Annotated in this window: 15 protein-coding genes; 8 read left to right on the top strand and 7 right to left on the bottom strand. The window is 37.0% G+C overall.

Annotated elements, in window-relative coordinates:
- Positions 1–26 precede the first annotated feature (26 nt).
- The 3 genes from ABDH28_05415 to ABDH28_05405 all read left to right on the top strand — a co-directional run bounded on the left by ABDH28_05415 (position 27) and on the right by ABDH28_05405 (position 4,785).
- A complete protein-coding gene (locus ABDH28_05415; GenBank protein ID MEN2998455.1) occupies positions 27–1,025 on the top strand; it encodes a divergent polysaccharide deacetylase family protein in 999 nt (332 codons plus the stop codon).
- 206 nt (positions 1,026–1,231) lie between these two features.
- Complete coding sequence (locus ABDH28_05410) at positions 1,232–2,608, top strand: alpha-amylase domain-containing protein (protein MEN2998454.1); 1,377 nt, start codon at positions 1,232–1,234, stop codon at positions 2,606–2,608.
- A 329-nt stretch (positions 2,609–2,937) separates the two neighbouring features.
- The gene (locus ABDH28_05405; GenBank protein MEN2998453.1) at positions 2,938–4,785 is read left to right on the top strand and encodes a glycoside hydrolase family 15 protein; all 1,848 of its coding nucleotides are present in this window, start codon (positions 2,938–2,940) and stop codon (positions 4,783–4,785) included.
- A 55-nt stretch (positions 4,786–4,840) separates the two neighbouring features.
- On the opposite strand, the gene ABDH28_05400 is transcribed toward ABDH28_05405, so the two are convergent.
- The 3 genes from ABDH28_05400 to pfkA are packed head-to-tail and all read right to left on the bottom strand — an operon-like array spanning position 4,841 to position 7,584.
- Positions 4,841–5,356, bottom strand: a complete 516-nt coding sequence (locus ABDH28_05400; GenBank protein ID MEN2998452.1) for a shikimate kinase — start codon at positions 5,354–5,356, stop codon at positions 4,841–4,843.
- A 24-nt stretch (positions 5,357–5,380) separates the two neighbouring features.
- Positions 5,381–6,604, bottom strand: a complete 1,224-nt coding sequence (gene lysA / locus ABDH28_05395) for a diaminopimelate decarboxylase (GenBank protein MEN2998451.1) — start codon at positions 6,602–6,604, stop codon at positions 5,381–5,383.
- An 8-nt stretch (positions 6,605–6,612) separates the two neighbouring features.
- Positions 6,613–7,584 (bottom strand): 6-phosphofructokinase, encoded by a 972-nt coding sequence (pfkA, locus tag ABDH28_05390; protein MEN2998450.1) that lies wholly within the window; start codon positions 7,582–7,584, stop codon positions 6,613–6,615.
- 334 nt (positions 7,585–7,918) lie between these two features.
- Here pfkA and gatB point away from each other — a divergent pair, with 334 nt between their 5' ends.
- On the top strand, positions 7,919–9,352 hold the full coding sequence (gene gatB, locus ABDH28_05385; protein ID MEN2998449.1) for an Asp-tRNA(Asn)/Glu-tRNA(Gln) amidotransferase subunit GatB: 1,434 nt from the start codon (positions 7,919–7,921) through the stop codon (positions 9,350–9,352).
- A 214-nt stretch (positions 9,353–9,566) separates the two neighbouring features.
- Positions 9,567–11,327 (top strand): tetratricopeptide repeat protein, encoded by a 1,761-nt coding sequence (locus tag ABDH28_05380; protein ID MEN2998448.1) that lies wholly within the window; start codon positions 9,567–9,569, stop codon positions 11,325–11,327.
- Between the two features lie 7 nt (positions 11,328–11,334).
- Here the strand turns inward: ABDH28_05380 and ABDH28_05375 are convergent, their stop codons facing one another.
- Entirely contained in the window at positions 11,335–12,207 is an 873-nt protein-coding gene (locus ABDH28_05375) for a GGDEF domain-containing protein (protein ID MEN2998447.1), read from the bottom strand.
- A gap of 115 nt (positions 12,208–12,322) precedes the next feature.
- Here ABDH28_05375 and ABDH28_05370 point away from each other — a divergent pair, with 115 nt between their 5' ends.
- Entirely contained in the window at positions 12,323–13,678 is a 1,356-nt protein-coding gene (locus ABDH28_05370) for a sigma-54 dependent transcriptional regulator (protein ID MEN2998446.1), read from the top strand.
- Between the two features lie 85 nt (positions 13,679–13,763).
- The gene (locus tag ABDH28_05365; protein ID MEN2998445.1) at positions 13,764–15,635 is read left to right on the top strand and encodes a hypothetical protein; all 1,872 of its coding nucleotides are present in this window, start codon (positions 13,764–13,766) and stop codon (positions 15,633–15,635) included.
- A gap of 485 nt (positions 15,636–16,120) precedes the next feature.
- On the opposite strand, the gene ABDH28_05360 is transcribed toward ABDH28_05365, so the two are convergent.
- From ABDH28_05360 to ABDH28_05350, 3 genes are all read right to left on the bottom strand, one after another.
- Positions 16,121–16,858: an ABC transporter permease gene (locus ABDH28_05360; GenBank protein ID MEN2998444.1), complete on the bottom strand. Its 738-nt coding sequence runs from the start codon at positions 16,856–16,858 to the stop codon at positions 16,121–16,123.
- Between the two features lie 25 nt (positions 16,859–16,883).
- Positions 16,884–17,795: an ABC transporter ATP-binding protein gene (locus ABDH28_05355; GenBank protein MEN2998443.1), complete on the bottom strand. Its 912-nt coding sequence runs from the start codon at positions 17,793–17,795 to the stop codon at positions 16,884–16,886.
- A gap of 488 nt (positions 17,796–18,283) precedes the next feature.
- Positions 18,284–19,129 carry a patatin-like phospholipase family protein gene (locus tag ABDH28_05350; GenBank protein MEN2998442.1) on the bottom strand — a complete coding sequence of 282 codons (846 nt, stop codon included), beginning with the start codon at positions 19,127–19,129 and terminating at the stop codon, positions 18,284–18,286.
- Positions 19,130–19,268: 139 nt separating this feature from the next.
- Between ABDH28_05350 and ABDH28_05345 the strand changes: the two genes are divergently transcribed.
- Complete coding sequence (locus tag ABDH28_05345) at positions 19,269–22,874, top strand: hypothetical protein (protein MEN2998441.1); 3,606 nt, start codon at positions 19,269–19,271, stop codon at positions 22,872–22,874.

Genomic DNA, 22,874 nt, shown 5'->3' with positions numbered 1-22,874 from the left:
AATTCCGATCATAACCTAAGGGTTTTATGAAAGAGAGTATTTTTATTTCAGTAATCTCCTATATCCTCGCTGTAGTTTTAATAGTTGTTGGTGTTCCACTTATCTCAGAGGTTCTATATAGTTCCTTCTCTGAAGAGATCTCAAGGGGGGATCACAAAAAAGAGTACAAGGTATACCATGAGTATCCTGAACTACCCTCACCTTCAGGAAAACTAACTAATGAGAACAAACTAGACGGTGAAGTTTCGGAAAGCAACTCTTTTGGACTAGATGAGAGAACTGAAGGCTTACTGAAAAGAGATAAACCCATAATCTGTATAGTGATAGATGACTTTGGCTACTCTCTTGAGGAGTATGTGGTGAAGGCGATTAAAGACCTTCCAATAACAATAAGCATAATTCCTTTTCTAGAGCGTTCTAAGGAGGTTTACCAGATAGCAAGGAGGTTTGGAAAGGAAGTGATCCTCCATATTCCTATGGAAGCTTATAGAAATGAAGGAAATGAGAAAAGGTATATAAGAACCAGCATGAGCGAAGAGCAGATTGTATCCTTCCTTGAGGAAGCATTTCAGGAAATAGATGCAGAAGGTATTAATAACCACATGGGATCTAAAGCCACCGAGGATGAGAGAGTTATGACTGCAGTAATCTCCTTTCTCAGAAAGAAGAACAAATTTTTCCTAGATTCTATTACAACTCCGAACACCGTAGGTATGAGAAAAGCTAGAGAGTGTGGTATGGTCCCTTTGAAGAGAGACATATTTCTGGATAACTACTCTACAAGATACCATATTCTTGATCAGCTTGAGAATATGGAAAAGATTGCTAGGACAAAGGGTTATTGCATAGCAATAGGTCACGCAAGAAAAGGAACATTGCATACATTAGCTAAATGGTATCACAAAAACAAAGATAAATACTACTTCCTCAGTCTTGGGGACCTTTACAAGTCATTGGACTTTGAGAAGAAAAAACTGGGTCTAAAATCAGCTTTTCCCCTCTTAAATTGCACAACATTGCACTAGTTCAATTTTGTGCATTTAATGGTGCAGTTTTAGTAAATTATCTTTCATAAGCTCTCTTGTTTACAAAATTGGAGAGGGTTAATACCAAAATGTTTTGGGATTTTTTAATTTCTTGAAAAATAAAAATCAAGAATACTTTAATGAATGTCAAGTTGGCATATATTTTGCAATAAATATGATTGCCCACTACGGGCAGGAGGTAAAGTATGAGGCGGTTGAGGTTTGTGATGTTAGCGCTAGTGGTAGTAATATCACTAGTGCTGGTGAGCGAGGTGAATGGTTGGAGAATAATGCAAGCATTCTACTGGAATGTCCCAACTGGAACACCTTCATGGTACTCCAATGTGTATCTTAAGGTTGGTGAGTGTGTAACTGACAAGATTGATTGTTTCTATCTACCGCCACCGCAGAAGTGTATCTCTTGGGACAACAACGGTTATGAGCCTTATGACTACTATGACCTTGGGGCTTACAATCAGAAAGGTGCTACTCAAGTAAGGTATGGTACTCAAGCTCAGCTGAAGGCTCTTATTTCTAGGATAAAGTCTTTTAGTGGTGTTAAAGTTATGGCTGATATAGTCATAAACCACAACAGTGGTGGTGCGTCCCAGTATAACCCCTTTGTTGGTAGTAATACTTGGACTGACTTTTCGGGTGTAGCAAGTGGTAGGTTCTTAAGGAGTTACTATGATTTCCATCCGAATGATTTGCATTCGACTGACGGGTATGGCACATTTGCCGGTATGCCTGATCTTTGTCAAGACAAGGAATATGTGAAGACCAATATTACTGCATGGCTTAACTGGCTGAAGAATACTGCGAATGCTGGGTTTGATTTCTGGAGACTTGACTATGTGCAAGGTTATGCACCTTGGGTTGCTCAGTATATTCATGACAACACAGGATCACCATTTATTATTGGCGAGTATTGGAGTAGCGATAGGAATGCTATTAACAGTTGGCTCAATAGTGTAAACAGAGCTAATGTTAAGGCATTTGATTTTCCCCTCTTCTACACATTGAAAAGTATGTGCAATACTACTGGTGGCTCGTTTAATATGGCGAATCTCAGTGGAGCTGGGCTTGTAGGAATAAACCCATTGAAGGCAGTTACATTTGTTGAGAATCACGATACAGATGTGAGTGACCCTATCATTTATGACAAGATGATGGCATATGCTTATACGCTTACAGCGGAAGGAGATAGTTGTGTGTTCTGGAAGGATTATTATGTTTACAACCTAAGGAGGACTGATGCTCTAGGGATAAGGCAATTGCTGTGGGTTAACTGGAGGCTTGCTGGTGGGACTACAACTGTTCTCTACACAAGTTCAGATCTTTATATAGCCCAGAGAAACGGATATGGCTCTAACCCAGGGTTGATAGTTGTAATAAACGATCATCCCAGTTCTTGGCTTGGGGCTACTGTTAGCACTAAATGGACCAATACCACTCTGCATTGTTATGCATGGAATGGTAAGGACACTGCTCAACCTGCGCAGAAGACTACTGATAGTAGTGGACGTACGGACCTTTGGGCAGCACCCAGAGGTTATGCTGTTTATGCTCCAGTAGGATATTAGTGCAACAAAGGGGGGGTAATTCCCCCTATAAGGTTTTATCATAAAAAGTTATTGCCTTAGATGAGTTAGAGTATTTAGGGATTAGAAAGAAAGTTTTTTATACACATTTTGCTATAGTCTAGCGAATTAAGGCATTTTAGGAGTCTTAAGGTTTTAGAAGCTTTTCATGTTGAATTGGAAATATTTTCCGGTCCCAGCAGAGACTGCGAGAGAAGTAAAAAAATACGTCAAATCAAATTGTAACTAGGCTCTGTTGAACTTCTTTCAAACTTGAAAATTTATACGAAACCGCTAAAAAATTCCTTTGAAGGTGTTTTCCGGAGGAAAGAATGAGAAAGCTTTTCTTATCACTATTGCTTCTTTTGCTAACTTCAGAATTAGCACTTGCTCAAAAGAGAGGGTTTAATATGCTTGTGAGTGCTAATGGTTTTTCAGCAGTGGTTTTCTCATTGGTTAAGAAAAGAGTTTCTGCATTCTATCCTTCAATTTACCGAAAGTATGATGAGAAATCAAAAGAGGTTTCATTTATACTAAGGTCTCTTGATTACAAAATAACGCTGAACGACAAGAGTTTCTTCCTTAAGGACTCGGAGATAAAAGATATAAATTACATTCCTGGAACTGGGATAATAAAGGTAAATTTCTCTAGTGAAATAGCAGATGTTGTTATGTATCTTTTTTCCCCCTTTACTCTAAACTGTCCGTCCTTTGTAGTTAAGCTAGAGATCAGGCCTAAGGATAGAGGTGTTATAGAGATAACAAGATCTATAGGGTTTTCTGGAAGACATCAGATAGTTCCCTATGACCAAGAAAACCAGTATATAAACTCGGAGCATGGTACATTACTTTTTTACTTCAAAGAAGTTGCTAAGAGGGAAGTAGAGCTTTCTCTTTATGACTTAGTAGTTTTAGCTAAAGATCTAGAGACCTCTCTGAAGATAGCGAATTACTATTACTCTACTTTCTTTGATCCTCTTGAAAAAGAACTTGAGTTTTGGAAAAATTGGCATAGGAAAACCAAATTTCCGAACAATTTGACTGAGGAGCAAAAGGCCCTATATGAGCAATCTCTTGCATTCATAAAGATGGGGCAAGTAAGGGAAGAAGGCAAGGGGTATGGACAGATTCTTGCTTCACTCACAACAGGTAGTTGGAACATTGCCTGGGTTAGAGATGGTGTTTACTCAATTGTTGCTCTTGTTAGAGCTGGGCACCTTGAAGAGGCCAAAGATGCTCTGAAATTCTTTCTTGAGGCTGATACAGGATACTACAAGTCTTACATTTTTGATCGGAAAGAATGGGGAATCGGGGTTGACTACAAGATCTCTGTGTGCAGATACTATGGAAACGGAAAGGAAGAGTCTGATGATAATGGCAACGGGGTAAACATAGAGATAGATGGTTTTGGAATGTCTCTATGGGCACTTGCGGAGTACCTAAATGCTTCTAACGACAAAGATTTTCTTAACAGATATTTTGAAGTGATTGATAGGTTGATAATCTATCCTCTAATCTGCAACATTGACACAAATTTGGGGGTAATAAGACCTGAATCTGGACCGTGGGAGAGGCATATCAGGGACAATGGATATGATGGTGCAAAAAGGTTTACTTATACCACGATAATGGCTATAAAAGGGTTGGATGAGATAACTAAAACATTTGAGAGGTTTGGGAAAAAGTCAAGTTATGATACTAGAAAGTATGTGGATTTGCTTCTTGAGGGACTTAATAGAAACTTAGTTGATAGAGAGAGGAAAGTGTTGGTGGGTTCATATGAGCATTATGTTAGTAGGGGATATCCTAAGTATGTTGATGGAGCTGTCGTTGAAGCTATAAACTTTGGTTTGGTGCCCAAGGAAGTCTCAATAAATACTTTATCCGCATTTGAAGAAAATCTTAAGATCAAAGGCAGGGAGGGATACAGAAGAAATTTGGATGGTGGATGGTATGATAACCAAGAGTGGTGCATAATAAACCTCAGGATTGCCCTGGCGTACAAAAAACTGGGTAATCTGAGTAAATCCAAAGAGTTAGTCTCACGGATTGAGAATAAGGCTTTCAATGGATTTTACATGATACCTGAGTTACTTGATGAAAAAGATGAATCCTTTAAGGGAGCAGTTCCTATGCTTGGTTTTGGAGCAGGAGCATATATTTTGTTCTTCACAGAGTAGAAAAAATCATCAAAATGCTAAGCAATCCATAGAGCTTTGTATTTCCTTAGGGTATTTAGTGCAGGTTAAAGGGAAGTGAATTCTTTATCAGTTGGACGAGAGATTCAATTGATATGTTTTCGTTGATTACCTTTATGTGGTAGACTTTCTCATAAAAAGGTTTTCTCTCCGAGATAGTTTTTTTGACCTCTTCTTCAAGAGTTAAGGTAGTTAAGGGAGGACGACTGGAGTCAGCTTTCATTCTCTTGATTATAGTTTCCATACTTGACTCAATCAGCACAACAAACCCATTTTCCATTATCCTGCGATTCTCTTCTTTTATAACCACACCTCCGCCTGTTGAGATAACTACCTTATCTTCTTTAGAAAAGCACCTAAGTGCCTCAGTCTCAAGTTCCCTAAACTTATCTTCACCGTCTTCTTCAAAAATCTTCCTTATGCTTTTTGAAGAAAGCATTTCTATCTCCTTATCAAGATCAACAAATTTCCAGTTGATTGCAGAGGCAAGTTCTTTTCCTATGGTGCTCTTACCTGTAGCTCTGTAACCTACCAAAAACACCTGTCTTTTCATGCTACATAAACTCCAAACTTGGCTTTAGAGAATATACTTCATATACTCTCTGGGGGTTAGGTAAACTTTTCCGTTCTTTACTGCAATCTCCTTAGGTAACTTTCTTAAGTTGTAATGGGAGGCCATAACAAAGCCATAAGCTCCTGCGTCAAATATTCCTATTATATCGCCATAGTCAGCCTTGGGTAATTTTCTTGGGAGTATTCCATTCTCGTTTCTTGTAAATATGTCTCCGCTTTCGCATACATTTCCAGCAATAACTTGTTTCTCAAGCTCGGTACAGTTCAGTTTTGACAAGTTTATTATCTCGTGGTAACTACCATACATCACTGGTCTTATAAGGTGGTTAAACCCTGTGTTGACTATGACGAACTTATACATGGGGGTGGTCTTCACTTCCACAACTTTTGAGAGAAGCACTCCGCTTTCTGCTACTATATACCTACCAGGCTCTAGGAGAAGTTTCACCTCTCTCTTCTCTTTGGCTGAAAATCGTTCCATAACGTTGGATATCTCTTTCCCAAATTCCTTCAAGTCAAAAGAATTCTGTTCAGGCTTGTAAGGTATTCCTATACCCCCCCCTATATCAACAAATTCCACATCTTTAAACATTGTTGAGATCTCAACAGCTTTCTCTATAGCCTTTAGATAAACTCTGTAATCCAGCGCTCCAGAACCTATGTGGAAATGTATTCCCGATATGGTTAGATCGTATTTCTTTGATATATTCTTCACTTCCTCTAAGTAAGATTGGTATATCCCGAATTTGCTTTGAGGACCTCCGGTTATAACATGATCGTGATGACCGGTGCCATAGTCTGGATTTATCCTTATGCTTACTTTGCTACCTGGAAACCTGTTGCCTATTCTAATTAAGAGGTCAAGTGAGCCTACATTGGGAACTATACCGTTTTTCAAGCAAAACTCAATATCTTCATCTGATATTCCTATCCCTGTGAATAGAATGTCATCTTTTTTAAAGCCTAGGTCTAAAGCATACTCTATCTCACCTGGTGAGATTGTGTCCACACCACCGCCGAGATCTCTTATTAATCTCAGAATTTCACAGTTAAAGTTTGATTTCATTGCAAAGAGAATTTTCTTATTTTCATAGGGAATTGAGTTCAGAAGATTTCTAAAGTTCTCTTCTACTTTGTCTAGATTATACAGATATATGGGAGTTCCGTATTCCTTGGCAATTGAGAGAAGATCTATATCCTTAAAGTTATCTAATTTTCTTAAGTTCATATTTCCTTTCAGATTGCTAAGACTTTTATGAGTCTATAAACTGACTCATCGAAATCCTTCTTTTTCTCAAAAGCTTCTTCTAGTGGAATAGAGACCAGCTCATCGGAAACTATTCCTACCATTTTGTCTGTGTCTCCTCTGATTAACAATTCTACAGCGTAGCTACCCATTCTCGAAGCATATATTCTGTCTAGTGCAGTTGGCGAACCTCCTCTCTGTAGGTGCCCTAGTATAGTTACTCTCGTTTCGAAACCAGTTTTGCCCTCGATGTATCCAGCAAGCTGAAGGATATTCATTGATGTTTTTATTCCTTCTGAGACCACAATTATGCTACTAGTTTTACCTCGTTTCCTACCCTGTATTATTCTCTCTATCGTTTCTTCTAAGTTCAATTCTACCTCAGGTATTAGCACATCTTCGGCACCAGATGCAAGTCCTACAGCGTTTGCAATATAACCTGCATTTCTCCCCATAACTTCAACTATAAACAATCTCTCGTGAGAAGTTGCAGTATCTCTTATTTTGTCAATAGCTTCCATTGCTACGTTTATTGCAGTGTCATACCCTATTGTGTAGTCTGTTCCTTTGATATCGTTATCTATTGTTCCAGGAACTCCTATAACCCTCAAACCGAAGTCCTTAAAGAGCTCATGAGCCCCCCTAAACGAACCATCACCTCCTATCACAACCAAAGCATCTATTCCTAATTTTTCTAAGTTCTCCACTGCCTTCTTCTTCACCTCATACTGCTTAAACTCTGGCAACCTCGCGGTATATAAGATCGTTCCCCCCTTGTTTATTATACCACCTACAGAAGAAACATTCATCTCAAATATCTCACCATTAACCAGTCCTTTATACCCCCTGTAAACACCATAGACTCTTAAGCCATTGTATATGGCATACCTTACAACAGCTCTTATGCATGGGTTCATACCTGCTGAATCTCCACCACTTGTTAGCACTGCTAAACTTCTTATTCCCATCTTAACCTCCAATACTAGAGTTTGTTAAGGTTAGAAGTATACTTTGCCAGTAACTACCAAAATTATAAATCTTCAGAACATACAAACTCAAAAACCCATTCTAAAAGCAATAAATTCCGATTTGGGTAAATAGGTAAGATTCTAAACTTTTTGCTTACTTGCTCTTTTTGGTTCTAGATAGTACTCAGGTTATAAAACTTGACTTCACACTAGACTTCCTAGATGCTTGCTAAGAAGAAAACTCATCTGGTCTCCAATTGGTTATCTAGCTAGAATTTTGGAAGATAGACTTTGAATTATTTAAAATCAAAGTTCTACAGAGGATCATATGGAATATGAACCAGTAATAGGGCTAGAAGTTCATGTTCAGCTAAATACTAAGTCAAAGCTTTTTTGTTCTTGTTCTTCAGAATTTGGTGCAAACCCTAATGCAAACACTTGTCCCATATGTATGGGATACCCGGGGGTATTACCTAGGCTTAATTATGAAGCTCTCAAGAAGGCAATAGCAGTCGGATTAGCTTTGAACTGTAAGATAGCTGAATACACTAAGTTTGATAGGAAAAGTTACTTCTACCCTGATTTGCCTAAGGGATACCAAATATCGCAATACGATGTGCCACTTAATTACGAAGGGTACCTAGAGTTTGAGTTACCAGATAATAGAGTGAAGAGAGTCAGAATAATAAGAGCGCATCTTGAAGAAGACGCAGGAAAACTTGTCCACTCCGAAGTAGGAAACGAAAGTTATGTAGACTTAAACAGAGCAGGAACACCATTAGTTGAAATAGTATCATACCCTGATATGTTTAGTGTTGATGAAGCGTATTATTATCTTCAAACCTTAAGAAACACTATGAAATATATAGGGGTGAGTGATGTAAATATGGAGGAAGGTTCTCTGAGAGTTGATGCAAACGTTTCAGTAAGACCAAAGGGTAGCGATAAGCTTGGCACAAAGGTTGAGATCAAAAATATGAATTCGTTTAACTTCCTAAGACGAGCATTGGAATATGAGATAAAGAGGCAAATCTCCTTGATTGAGAGAGGCGAAAGGGTATTTCAAGAAACTAGGCTTTTTGATGTTGAAAGTGGAAGAACATATACTATGAGAACCAAGGAAGAAGCAGAAGATTATAGATACTTTCCAGATCCAGATCTACCACCTGTTGTAATTCCAAGGGAATTAGTAGAGCAAATAAGATCTTCTTTACCTGAGCTACCCTATCAGAAATACCGAAGATTTAGAGAACGGTATTCTCTACCTAGTTACGATGCACTGATACTGACAGAAGACAAAACCCTAGCAGACTATTTTGAGAAAGCAGTTAAGAGCTACAAAGGAGAGCCTAAAAAAGTGTCAAACTGGATAATGAGTGAAGTTATGAGGTATCTGAATGAAAACAACATAGATATCTCATCATTTAGTGTTCCTGCAGAATATATTTCAGAACTACTGAATATGATTGATGATGGAAAGATAAGCATAAAGATAGCAAAAGACATATTCCCCGAGATCGTAAGAACCCAGAAACCTCCAGCCAAGATTGTGGAGGAGAAAGGACTAATTCAATTATCAGATACTGGAGAAATAGAAAAATTATGCAAAGAGGTAATTCAAGAAAATCCCGCCGAGGTGGAGAAATATAAATCAGGAAAGACAAATGTATTGGCTTACTTAGTGGGACAGGTCATGAAAAAGAGTCAAGGTAAAGCAAACCCTAAACTAGTGAATGAGATTTTAACAAAACTACTAAGTTAGGTATCCTATAACTGTAAAGTCCTTACGATTTAATCAAACTTTCAGCATACCTTAAGAGTTCTCATCCAGAAGGTATGTTAGAAACACTTACCAAACTCTCTCAAGAAACTCAAGCTCTGGTTTAAGAAGTGTCAGAAAAGTGTTATCGGATAAATTTGTATTTCGGTCTTTACCTATGTTATTATTGGAGTGGAAACAAGTTTGGGGGTAAACTATGGACAGAAAGAAGTTTCTTGTTGCAGTTGGAATTGCTGTGTTACTTATTCTAGTTGTAGTATCCTTAGTTTTGATTTTAGGCAGAGGAGAGACTAGTGAGAGAGAAAAGATACTTAATCTTGTGAAAATATACGTAGAAGGTGGTGACTATGACAGAGCATTGGATTACCTAGACAAGCTTTACATTCAAAATATGGAAGACGAGGAAGTTTCTAGGCTTAGGAAGGAAATCCTCAAGAGGAAAAGACAGAAGGAAGAAGAATTGTCAAAGAGAGAAGTTATGGTCAAGGTAGATATACCTAGGGAAGTCACAAAAGAAGATATTTCCCAACCATCGCAAACAAAAGTAGAACCCATAAGAGAGGACAAAACGAAAGATAGGAAGTCACAGGCAAGAGAACTTTACGAAGAGGGAATCAACTACTTGAAAAAGAAGGATATAAATAATGCCCATCTGAGATTTGAGAAATCTAATGAACTTGATCCAGACAATACCAAGAATAAAGGAGCTTTGTCCTATACCACTTACAAAAAAGGTAACAGTGAAAAAGCATTGAAGATTGCCAACGAAGTTATTTCTGTTGATCAAAATGAACCATATTCACATCTTACAAAAGGAAACATACTTTACGATAACAATGACTACGATAATGCATTGGATGAGTTTAATAAGTTTATTTCAAGTGGTGAGGACGATGCTGAAATGAGATATAGGATGGGAATAATTTATTACACGAGGAAAATGTATGATGATGCTATAAGGGAGTTTAAGAGAGCGACCGAACTCCTACCAAACTTTGACAAAGCCTACTATAACTTAGGACTTAGCTACTATGCCGTTGGTGATAAAGACAACTCCATAAGATCCTTCAATCAAGCGATATCCGCAAATCCTACTTACTCTAAGCCCTACATAAACCTAGGAACAATATACTACTTAAATGGTGAGTATGAGAAAGCTTTAAGTTACTTTCTTAACGCTTACAAATATGAGAAAAACAATGACTCTTTGCTTGTTAAGATAGGTAACTCTTATGATAAACTTGGACAACCTGATAAAGCAATGCCATTTTACGCTATGGCAGTTAAGGTTAACTCAAAGAACTTTGTTGCTTTGTATAATTTAGGAAATTCTTATCTTTTCGTTAAGGAAGACCCCACAATGGCGAAAAAGTATATAGAATTAGCTTACTCAATAAACAAAAGTGATCCTATGCTTCTGACAACATTGGCAAACCTTCACCTTAGAGAGGGTGATAGTGATAAAGCATTTTCACTGTTCTCCGAGGTTATGAAGAATAATCCTAATCTGCCAGAAGCTTATTCTGGACTCGGATTTGTTTACCTTAGGAAGAATAAAACAGCAGAGGCAATGAAATTTTTCAAGAAAGCTCTGTCTCTTAATCCTTATGATTACAATGCACTTATAGGTATGGGAGATGCTCTTCTGAATGAAGGCTTTTATGACGATGCTGTTGGGTATTATTCTAAAGTTAGGGAAAAGTTTAAAGACTCTTACAGAGCTTTGGTAGGGCTTGGTAAATGTTATGCGAAGAAGGGAAACTTTAACCAAGCAGTTACATTCTATAAACAGGCTATCACAATAAAAGAGACTCCAGAAGTACTCTTTGAGTTAGCTTTGTCTCTTGAAAAGTCTGGTAATCGAGAGGAAGCGATAATATACTACAACAGAATAAAGGAAAAATTTCCATCTTTTGAAAGAATGGATCTTGTGAATAAGGCTTTGGGTAATCTTTGATCTAACTTTACAACTCATAAACCATCTTGTTTGGACCCATCACTTTAGCTTTATAGCAAGCTTTTTCTACATTTGATACCAAGGTTTTTGCATCATCTCCATCTTCAGGAAAAGTTTGTAATCCCAAACTCAAGGATAGACCAAAAACCAGTCCTGAAGTGCTAAGAATTGCATTGTCTATATCAGTAATAAGCCTTCTACTAAAAAGTATAGCTCCTTTCTTATCCGTCTGAGGTAGAATCAAACCAAACTTACTTACACTGAATCTAAAGCCAATATCCTCAGCTCTCTTAGAGTACTTAACTATAGAGCCTATATCCGCCAATATCTTAGTGGCAACTGATGTATTACCAGATATAGAAACATTTTCTAAGCCATTGACCTGGAAGAGTACTAGAGAGAATTGGTGATTGTGCCTTTTGGAACGGTTCACTTCTTTCCTTACAAATTCTTCAAAAAAGCTCCCTTTATATAGCCCCGTGAAGAAATCCTGAAGGGCAGAATTTTCTATCTTCTCAGTAAGAATCAGTTCAATAGCTGAAGGGTTCCTGAGATAGTGTTTTACCCTAAGCATATAGTCCACTACTGTTGCGCTTATGTGGATCTTTCTACCTAAAGCATTAGTTACGTCCTTGTGATACTTTTCTATTTCATCCCACATAGCCCTGGCAGTATCTTCATCAAGTTGTATACCTGTCAATAGAAATATGAGCTTTTGGAAAAATTTAGGATCCTTCAGCCTTCTAGCTAAAGTATGAACTTCCTTCACTTGATTAGCATTATTCATAATAGTTTTGTATATCTCAAGCATAGTTTGATCTTCAGTTTCAGTTACCAAGGGAGAAGAGTAATATCTAGCTCCACTGATAAAGATCTTCATAGAATTCACCTTTTCAGTTCTAGTATCAAATATTGTATATAGGGTTTGCAACTTTTTATTATTAGGAAGAAATCATTCTTGTGTATCTATTTTAGTTTTGCTTATAATTTCTTATATGAAGAAAGTGCTAGTTGTTGATGATGAGGTTAATATAACGAAGACGATAAAGGAAGTTTTGGAGGACTATGGGTTTTATGTTCTAACTCTCAACGATGAGCTTAGGATTTTCAATATTTTGAATACAGAGGATATAGATGTTGTAATTCTTGATTTACTTATGCCCTCAAAAAATGGTGTAGAGATATTGAAGGAGATTGTAGCACAATTTCCGCTGATACCTGTCATAATAATCTCCGGACATGGTACAATATCCGCAACAGTTGAGTGTATAAAGGTTGGGGCTTTTGACTTTATTGAGAAACCTATTTCAATAGAGAAGCTTGTGAGCACAGTAAAAAATGCTGTTAAGTTTAAGGAGCTTGAGACTGAAAAGTCCTATTTCTGGAGAGAATATAAGCTCATAGGAGAATCTGAAGCAATCAAATCAATTCTTGACATCATTGAGAAAGTAGGCGATAATTCTTCAACTGTCTTGATTACTGGTGAAAATGGCGTTGGTAAGGAAGTAGTTGCGAGGCTTATACACTATAAAAGCTCAAGAAGAGAGGAACAATTCATTGCTATAAATTGTGCTGCAATACCCGATACTCTTCTAGAATCTGAGCTTTTTGGATATGAACGGGGAGCCTTTACGGGAGCAGTTTCTTCAAAAAAAGGTAAAATAGAGCTAGCTGATAAGGGAACTTTGTTCTTGGACGAGATAGGAGAATTACCCTTACATTTGCAACCTAAGTTATTGAGAGTGCTTCAAGAGAAGGTTTTACAGAGACTTGGGAGTAATAAGGACATATCAGTAGACGTGCGATTAATATGCTCAACGAATAAGGACCTTAAGCAGATGGTCAAGGAAGGTAAGTTCCGTGAAGATTTATTCTATAGGATAAATGTTATACCTATTCATATACCTCCGCTGAGAGAGAGAAAAGAAGATATTATTGCTATCTCTAACTATTACCTTAGCGAATTCTCAAGAAGTTATGGCAAAAAGATTCTCTCAATTGATGAAGAGGTTATGAAAAAGTTTGTCAACTACCACTGGCCAGGAAATGTGAGAGAGCTGAAGAATATCATTGAAAGGCTTGTAATAATGTCGCAAGGAAATAAGATAACCCTAGATGATGTTGTGAATTATACTCCAGAGATATTGAGTAGAGAAATTAGGCTAGATCTAGATATCAATCTACCTTATAGAGAGGCAAAAAGTCGTTTTGAAAAGCTTTACTTTACTAAAATGCTTGATAGAGCTGAAGGAAGTATATCAAAACTCGCAGAACTTACTGGTCTTGATAGAACATACCTTTACAGAAAGCTTGAAAGCCTCGGAATAAGCACAGAAACTATGGGTAATTAATGTTATTTCTACTTTTAACCAAAGCAGAAGCTCTTTTTTTTAGGGATTCTTGCAATTTTTTGTTGATCCTAATTATCATTCTACAATGAAAGGAATTTTAACGTTCGCATTTTTTCTTCTTTTATGTGGCCATATTTTTGCTCAGATTATAACTGAGGTTTTGTTCAATTATCCTTACGAGAAAGAAATTTGCCAGTATATTGAGATTTTCAATAGTTCCACTAATTCGGTTGATTTAAGGGAATTTTCTATTCTTGTTCAGGGTTATGAGGTGAAGATTACCAATATTTTTCTATCTGAACTTGAGACTGAAGGAATAACTAACAGCTTCCTACTCAAACCTGGTCAGTTTGCGGTAATACTACCTTACTCTTACTCGCTTTCATCAAAACCTTTCTTTTTCCCTACGAATGCTGTCATATTGACGACTTCCACAAAATACTTGGCTCGGGCTACACCATTAAACGAAGAAATACTCTCCACTATTAAGCTTCTTTCCAATGGCACTGTGATTGATTCTGTGGTCTACAGTTCAACTAGTGGTAAGGGTATAACAATTGAAAGAAATGGAGATAGATTCGTTCTTTCTGAAAAACCTTCTTTCGGGTTTTGGGGAAAGAATAAAAGCATGTGGTTTTCAAAACCCTTGTACGAAATATATGACTCAATTGAGCTGTTTTTAAGCATAGATACAAACACTGATAGTGTAGATGTTGAAGTTCTAGGTAGAGCAACCATAACTCTGACTAGAGTTTCTGGAAACACTTTTAAAGCAAGTTTAACACCCGGACACAACGGCGAGAGAATTGTAGCAAGGTTTGGTGAAATGGTTTCTACCGCTAGGGTTCTTAATCTGTTTGAAACATCTACAAACCTAGGGAAAAAGCTCCTTCTAAACGAAGTATGTTTTTCTCCAACAAAACGTTGGGTTGAGTATTTTCAAGGAGGTAGTGGTGTAGGGCCTGCTAGGGAAGGTGATAAATACGTTGAAATTGTAAATATTTCCTCTGAAGAGATTCCTATTACAAATTTATATCTCCACGGCATCTCAACAAATACGGAAATTATCCTCAACCTTAGCACGAGTGTGTTCTATTCTTCAAAAAGGGGTTTCTCTACTATTTTAGGTTATGCTGAACCTTATGAGTATCTACTCATAAGTGCTCCGGGCATATCTAGTAATATGACTTATATGCTTAAAGATGGACATCCTTACAAAGGTGGTAAAATACTGCACTTCCTTGAGAATAAAACTTTGAGGATGATCCCGTTTAGTCATTCTAATATTTTTATCTTCTCCGGCAATCCTACTGTAAGTTTATTGCCAAATGCTTTCTCAACAGAATTTGGAGGGAGGTTTCTGAATTGGCAGGAAACTCCAGCAAGATACAACGGTTTTGCAAATCCATCAATAATTGTTGACAGTAAATACAAGACAGTAGGAACAAAAGTTAAGATATTCGTTGTTGAAGATCCACTAGAGAATGTTGCTCTTGTTAGAGTTTATACTAAAAGCACGAAAATTTCTAGGGTTATTACTCTCACAAATTTTGGTTTCTGGTATTATGGGGAATTTTTGATTTCCACGAATCAGTCAGATGTGCTTTTTGTAGGAGAGAACGATGAAGTTACGCTAGAGTATTACAAAACAGGCAAGAGATTCTATGAAACATTTTTTGTGATACCCAGCAATGCTATTAGCGTTTCAATAGAGGGATCTCCTATTGTTGAAAGAAGTGTGGTAAAAGTAGGAGAACCAGTTAGACTTATCAATGTAGATGTAGGAGACAGAGTGAAATTTTTCACTAGAGATGGGTATTTCGTGAAAGAGTTTGAAATTCAAAAAGCAGGAATTTATGAATTAGATTCCTCTCTTTTCATTAGAAGGGGGATATACTTCATTGAACACACTAGAGGAAAGGTAAAAAGTTTCTTTAAAATTCTCATCCTTGATTAATGTCTCTACTTTGCTGACCTAAAATTTTGTTCCAACCTTTGTAATTCGGATTTCCAATAAGTTCCGAAATTTAACAGTTGAGTATAATTTTCTTTTACCCCTCTTGCAGTTTCTATCGGGACTGGGTAGATGCTTTTCTTGATGAGTACTCAGGGGGTTTGGTATGAAGTAAAGTTTTGTAACTAGCGAAAACTAGAGGAGGTAAGCAAGTAAAAGTTTAGAATCTTATCTACTTGCCTAATGGAAATTGGAATTTATTGTTGAACTTCATAAGGCCTTGAAATTTTGTATTTTGTTACTCTATACCCCTTGTAGGGAAGGTTGATTGTGAGAAGTGATAGTTTGATCTTTGCTATTATTGTGCTAATGGCTTTTACCACTCGTGCTCAGTGATCACTAAGTCCTCGCTTTGAGTTTTTCTATTCTCATTTAGAACTTTAGTAGTAGAACCAGCGAGTATAAGATGGGAGAGCAATAAACAATAATCACTCTATCAACCTCTTGTTCAACATCTTAACGCCAAGTGCTATCACCACTACTGAAAAGGTTAGCAGATAGACAATATTCACTACGTTTATGCTCTCACTTCTGAATAAATTCAATCCGTGATACAATGGAGAAACTAAAAATACTATGTTTTCAAACACACTTGGAAAAACATCTAAAGGGAAGAATGTCCCTGAGAGAAGAGTAATCGGACTTATGTAGACATAGAAAAAATAATCAAAAAAGTTGATGTTGGGTGCCACAGCTGTCAAAAGTAGTCCAAGGGCGCTCAGGCATAAACCTACATACGTGGAAAGAACAAGTAATGTTAACACTTTGCCGAAAGATAGATCTACAAGTCCCGAAATGCTTAAAACCAGCAAACTTATCGCCGAAGACATAAGCCCTCTTGTAATTCCCCAAAGTAACTCACCTACGTAGATATCAAGAACGCTTGCAGGGGTATACAAATAAGCATAGAACATCTTTCCATAGAACATCTTTGAAAAGGAGTTATAAGTCGTTTCAAAAAAGCCATTATTCATAGAAGGTATAATGACTATGCTTGGCAAAATAAACTCAACGTATCTCATGCCGTTAACCTCACCAACTATCTGATTAAGTCCAACACCAAATCCAAGTATGAATATAAGAATTTCAATGGAACTGAATATCACACCATACCAGCCTTTCTTCCAAGCAATAAAATTTCTTTTCAGAATCACTAACCATCCCATATGCTCCCTAATCAGTATTATGGATTCAATCAGCCTCGTATTCAAAACCTTTCCCTGTTAATATAAAGAATAAATCCTCAAGATTTGAATTTCTTACATTGAATTTTCTTATATCTTTGTCAACGAGTAATAACTTGATTTCTGAAGGATCATCTGTAAGAATTATCAAATGATTCTCAAAATCTATCTTCCTTATGTTCTTATTCTCAAATCTGTTGTTAATTTCAATCTTCGGATATACTTCAACTGCGTATTTTGGCAAATATCTCTTTATGAGTGCTTCAGGGGGACCACTCTCTATTATCTCTCCTTTGTTCATAATAAAGACTCTATCACACAATGCTTGCGCTTCTTCAAGATAGTGTGTTGTTAAAATAATTGTCCTATTTTCTTCCTTAAGAGAAACTATCTTATCCCAAATGTTTTTCCTTACCTCGGGATCTAAACCAACGGTAGGTTCGTCCAATATGACTATCTCTGGGTTGTTCATCAAAGCCCTTGCTATCATAAGTTTTCTCTTCATCCCACCAGAAAGGTGCTCAACCCTGTCATTTGCTTTATCCATTATTCCGAACTCTTTAAGCAGTTCCATAGCTCTCCTCTTAAGAACTCTTCTTGGTATCCCAAACAATTCTCCATATAGCACTAGGTTCTCAAAGACTGAAATATCGTTATCAAGGTTATTTTCTTGAGGAACTACACCTATATATTTTTTCGCCTCTCTTAACTTAGTCCGTATGGACATGTTCATAACTGTTATTTCTCCGCTATCTACTTTAATTAACCCCACAATAGCCTTAACAAGAGTAGTCTTGCCTGCCCCGTTAGGTCCCAGAAAACCAACACATTCTCCTTTTCTTATACTTATGCTAACTTCCTTCAAAGCTTGAACATTAGGATAATTTTTATTGAGTCTCTCAATGTTGATTACAGACATATACCAGCCCCATAAACTCCTGTTCTACAACAACCTACAAAACACTGGCAAGCAAGAACAACTCTCACGCTTTTCTAAGTATAACAAATACGTGAGCTCGTAAGAAAGAAAATTTAAAGTGAAAATCGCTCCAAAACGTCCTTGCGAAATAAGATCATAATTTCATAATCTTATATAGACTTACTACAAATCAGAAACTTCACCTTTCCGATAAATTCCAATTTCCATTGGGTGAGTGGATAAGATTCAAACTTTTTGTTTACTTACGCTCTTTGTTTTTAGACAACGTTTGTCAATCACAGAATTTCACTTCATCCTAAGCCTCTTGTGTGATCAAAGGGAGTATTTGCCTATTCCGACAGAGACTGTGAAAGAACGCTCAATTGTGGATTTTAGGCTTTACTGGCTAAGTGCTGATACTTTAGAGTAGAGACAAAATTCGGCTTTTTTATAGAATTCTAGTCTTTAGAAGAGACTTGGTTGGAATATTAAAGCTTGGATTTCAAAGTTTCTTTGTAGGATAGGTCTATATAGTATTGAATTCTGTCAAGTGCTGATATATCAAGATCTTCAATATCATATCTTACGACTAGTTTAGGCTTATACAGTGCGATTTCGTATTCTTCCAAAAATATGTTCATTACTACCAAAGATCTCTTGACAATGCTATAAACAGTTAGGGATGGTTCGGGTAGTTCTATCTTAAATATCTCTTCTATTTTTTCTCTAGCGGTTTTACTGAACCTTTCAAATACAGTAGGTAGGATATGTGCAAAATTTTTGGGAACTAATGACGAAGCGAAAATTTCGCTACATCCCTCTTCAACTAGCTCCTTTATAGGTAGAGGAGCAAGAACCCCACCATCAATGATTACACTTCCGTTTTCAAGAATGGGTTTTATTACTCCGGGAACAGAGATGCTTTTCCTGACAGCTTCTTCAACATTACCTTCACTTATTGCTAGTCTTTTTGCATTTGTTATGTCGGTAGCTGTAACAATAAGCTTTGTTTTGAGTTCACTGAATCTAACTCTACCTATACACTCTTTCAGAAAATCCTCAACTTTAGTTTCAACAAAACCTTTTCTGGAGAGTGAGAAGGAGATGTACTTTAAAAAGTTTCTGGAGTTTATTTTTTTGAATACTTCTATTATCTCTGAAGATCTAAGTCCTGAGGCCCATAATGCTCCAATTAAGGCTCCTATACTACTTCCTGCAATAACATCTGGTATAATTCCCCTTTCTTCCAAGGCTTTTATGAAGCCCAGATGACATAATCCTTTAAAAGATCCACTGCCTAGGGCAACGCCTATTTTCTTCTTTCTAAGGATCATATCTTATAGACTAGTTAAAAGATCGGAAGTTTGGTTCCTTTCTAAACGCACAAAAAGTAAAACATCGTTTAAGAAAATTTTGAGAGCCTTTAAGTTTTATTTCTCTTCTTGTATATCCGAGTATTATTATATTTATTGTATGAAAAAACTTTGTTTAATTGTTATAGGACTTATTCTTACGCTTCAGAGTTTTTCTTTTAATTCTTATAGGTTCCTTGATATTTTCACTCCAAGTAGCGAAGGTTTTTTTAGTGGTTTTTCTCCTTTTAACACTTATCCGTTTGGAGTCTTCCATTCACCGCAATCTTTAGATTCGTCGTCCTCGTATTCTTTAGGTTTTTCTGTTAACAATACTGTAGGTGGGAGTATTCTCTCTGCTGTTGGACACTTTAAGGTTTTTACTTATCCGATGTTCTTGGGAGTTGCTCACCAATTTTCTTCTCTTGAAATGTATGATAACACATTTAAGTTGATTGGAAACTGTAACCAAAATTTTCTGGTTTTAGGTGCCGGGACAAAATTTGACAAAGTGTTTTCGGTTGATTTTGGTGATGTTGATTTTGGCGCATCACTGATGTTTTCATTTGATAACTGGGTTTTTCCGCAGGGAGTATATGATCGTGAGTCTTATTACCTTGAAGCATTTTTCATACCGCTTGTAGGAGCTAAGTTGTCAACTTACTACGGTCTTGAGCTTTCGTTGTCTCAGGCGCTTTTCGTAGGGGGATACTTTGGAGACTTTGCTTTTGGAGGTGATACTAAGTTGTCTCTAAGGTATTCCCCTATATCACTGTTTAGCAACGATAAGAGTGTGCAGAAATATCTTGTTGTTTACCCGTTTGTGTCATTTGGGTTTGTTAGAGTCTTTCCTACCAATGATAAATTTGTGAATGAGGTAGCAAACTTTAGGGGAGGGGTGGGAGTTGTTTCCGAGCCTTTTGAGGGAATGAAAATCTCTTTAGGTATAGATAATAAAGGGATCTCGGTGTCTTTTGTTTTCTCTCTTCTTAGTTCTCCAGTAGGAGTAGGTAGTGCAAGTTATGAGGGGATGAGGTATAACCATATACCGTCTTTATTTCTAATTTTCAGCGAGAGGGTAGTAAAACAAGTTTTAGGGATTACTCCTGATAAAGAAGAAGTTGAGAAGGGGATAGTGGAATATGAAAAAGGTAATTTTACAAACGCAAATTACCACTTTGAGAGGGCATTAAAGCATAATCCTTCAAATCAGGTTGCCCAGATCTATATTCAAAAGCTTAGACTTTGGCTTGAAAAGGATGAAGCTCTTACTAAGGAACAGCAAGAGTATGTAAAAACATTGCTTACTAGAGCTAAGGTTATGAGATCTCAAAATAAATATGGTGAAGCTATCAAAGAGTATAAAAAAGTTTTGGAGCTTAACCCTTATAATAAGGAAGCATTGGATAGTATAAAAGAAATAGAGTCTATTGTCTCAGAGGAGATTAATAGAAACTATAAAGAGGCATTGGTACTGTATTCCAGAAACGAACTTTTGGAAGCGAAGAAACTTATAACGAGAAACATTGAGTTAAACCCATTCCATGAGCCATCTACTAGGCTTGCTAAAGAAGTAGATGATAGAATTCAGACTGAAATGAGTAAAAAGTTTGAAGTTGAACAAAGGAAGAGTCTTTCCTACTCTTTATACTCTCAAGGTATGCAGGAGTTTTCTTCCTACAATTTCTTGAAAGCATTGGAACTTTTCAATAAAGCTTTGGAGGTTTATCCTGGGAATAAAGAAGCGGAAGAGGCAGTGAAGAAAACGCTGAAGGAGATTGAAATTTCTTCAAAGATCCAAGAGAACAGATCAAAGTCTGAGTTACTTGTTGCTGAAGGGAAAAAGCTAAAGGGTGAAGGAAAATATTGGGAAGCCATTGATAAGTTTAGGGAAGCACTTAGGTTTTATAGGGACAATGAAATAGCTAAATCCGAGATCAGCAATACTATTTTGACTGTGAGGTCCCAAGCAAATGTGCTTGAAAGAGAGGGGGATGAATTTTTCGTTAGCGGTGAAATTGGGAGGGCATTTGAGAAGTGGGAATCAGCTTTGGTTTTGTTAAAAGACTTACCAGAGGCGGTGAGCTTGAGACAGAAAATAGATTCAAGAAAGGAGGAACTTAAATCAAGTATTAGTATAAAGATTGCTAACGCTGAGGATTTTCTCAATGCTGGTGACTATATAAGCGCGATGAAAACTTTGGAAGGAATACTGAAGCTAGATCCAACTAACATCCAAGCAAACAGTTTACATTCCAAAGCTAGGAAAAAGTTTGATGAGTATGTAGATGGTAGGTTTAACGATGGTGTAAGAATGTTCAATGCAAAGGATTATTCTAGAGCGGTAGTTGTGTTTGAAGAGTTACTAGGTATTCTACCAGTAAGTGATACAAGGTATGCTAAATCTAAAAGCTACTACGAAGAAAGCAAAAAAGTAGTGAAGGAGTTGGAAACCAGAAGGATGATTGAGGAAAGGATGAAAGAGGTAGATGCATTTTTGGTAAACTATGATTACGAGAGTGCGAAGAAGGTCCTGGAGGCAATAATGAAACTAGACCCCAATAACTCCGAAGTTAGAAAGAAAATTGAGGAAATTGACAGAAAGGCTAAAGAAGTCACTCTTAGAGATGAGGCTAATAAGCTACTTGGGGAGGGTCTTAGGAAAATAAGAAAGAAGGAGTATGCAGATGGTATTAGCAGTCTTAAGAAAGCTAAGGAAAAATTTATACTCTTGGGAGATGATGTTTCTTTGATTGATAGTTATATCAAGAGTGCGGAAGAGGAATTTGCTCTTGAGAAAGATAAGAGCTTTAAAGATGGTAAGCTTGCTTACGAGAGAGGGGAGTATATTAAGGCAAAGGAATATCTTGAAATAGCCTTGAAGAATAACCCAGATTCTCAGGAAATAAAGCTTCTTCTTTCTGAAGTGAGGAATAAGCTTAAGGTGTTGGAGAAGGAGATGTTGGATAAGTCTGATAAGTTTTACTCTAGTGGAGAGTATGATAAAGCCCTTGAAGGGTATAACTCACTTCTAAAGATTTCGCCAAATAACGAACTTTACAAACTTAAGATAGATAACATTCATAAGATCAGAGAAGGAATGAATGAAGTGAGTAATCTGATTAAGGTTGGTAAGTATTCTGAAGCATTGGACATTGTTGATGAACTTGTGGGATTAAACCCTAGTGATAGTAATCTAAAGATTCTCAGGGATGGAGTTTTGGAAAAGTTTTATGGCTTTTTGTCTTCTGCTAAGATGGAAGTTGATGAACTTATCAAGAAGGGCAATTACAGGAAAGCTATAATAATACTTGAGGGGGTATTGAAGAGTGATCCTAACGATGTAGAAGCTAAGTCAAAGCTTTCGCTTGCTAGGAAAAGTTTAGAGGAGAAGGTTCTGAGAAATCTGTCAGCTGGTAGAAGTGCTTATAATGCTGGCAATTATAAAGAGGCTATAAGGCTGTTATCACTCGTGCTGGAGGATGATCCTAACAATACTTTTGCTAGAACGCTTCGTGATGAAGCGAGAGCAAAGTATAACGAAGCTATTTCAAAAGACAGAGAGAAGATCCAGAGGGATGTAGCTAGCTTTATGTCAAAAGGAGTGGAGGAATACAGAAAAGGAAACGTTGATAAGGCAATAGAATACTGGCAAAAAGTTCTTGATATAGATCCTGATAATGATCAGGCAAAGAAATATATAGCAAGAGCTAAATTAGGTAAGTGA

This window comes from Brevinematia bacterium (assembly GCA_039630355.1).
Classification (GTDB): domain Bacteria; phylum Spirochaetota; class Brevinematia; order DTOW01; family DTOW01; genus SKYB106.
Note: the sequence above shows the minus strand (reverse complement) of the source record. Positions and strands in the feature narration are given on the sequence as shown.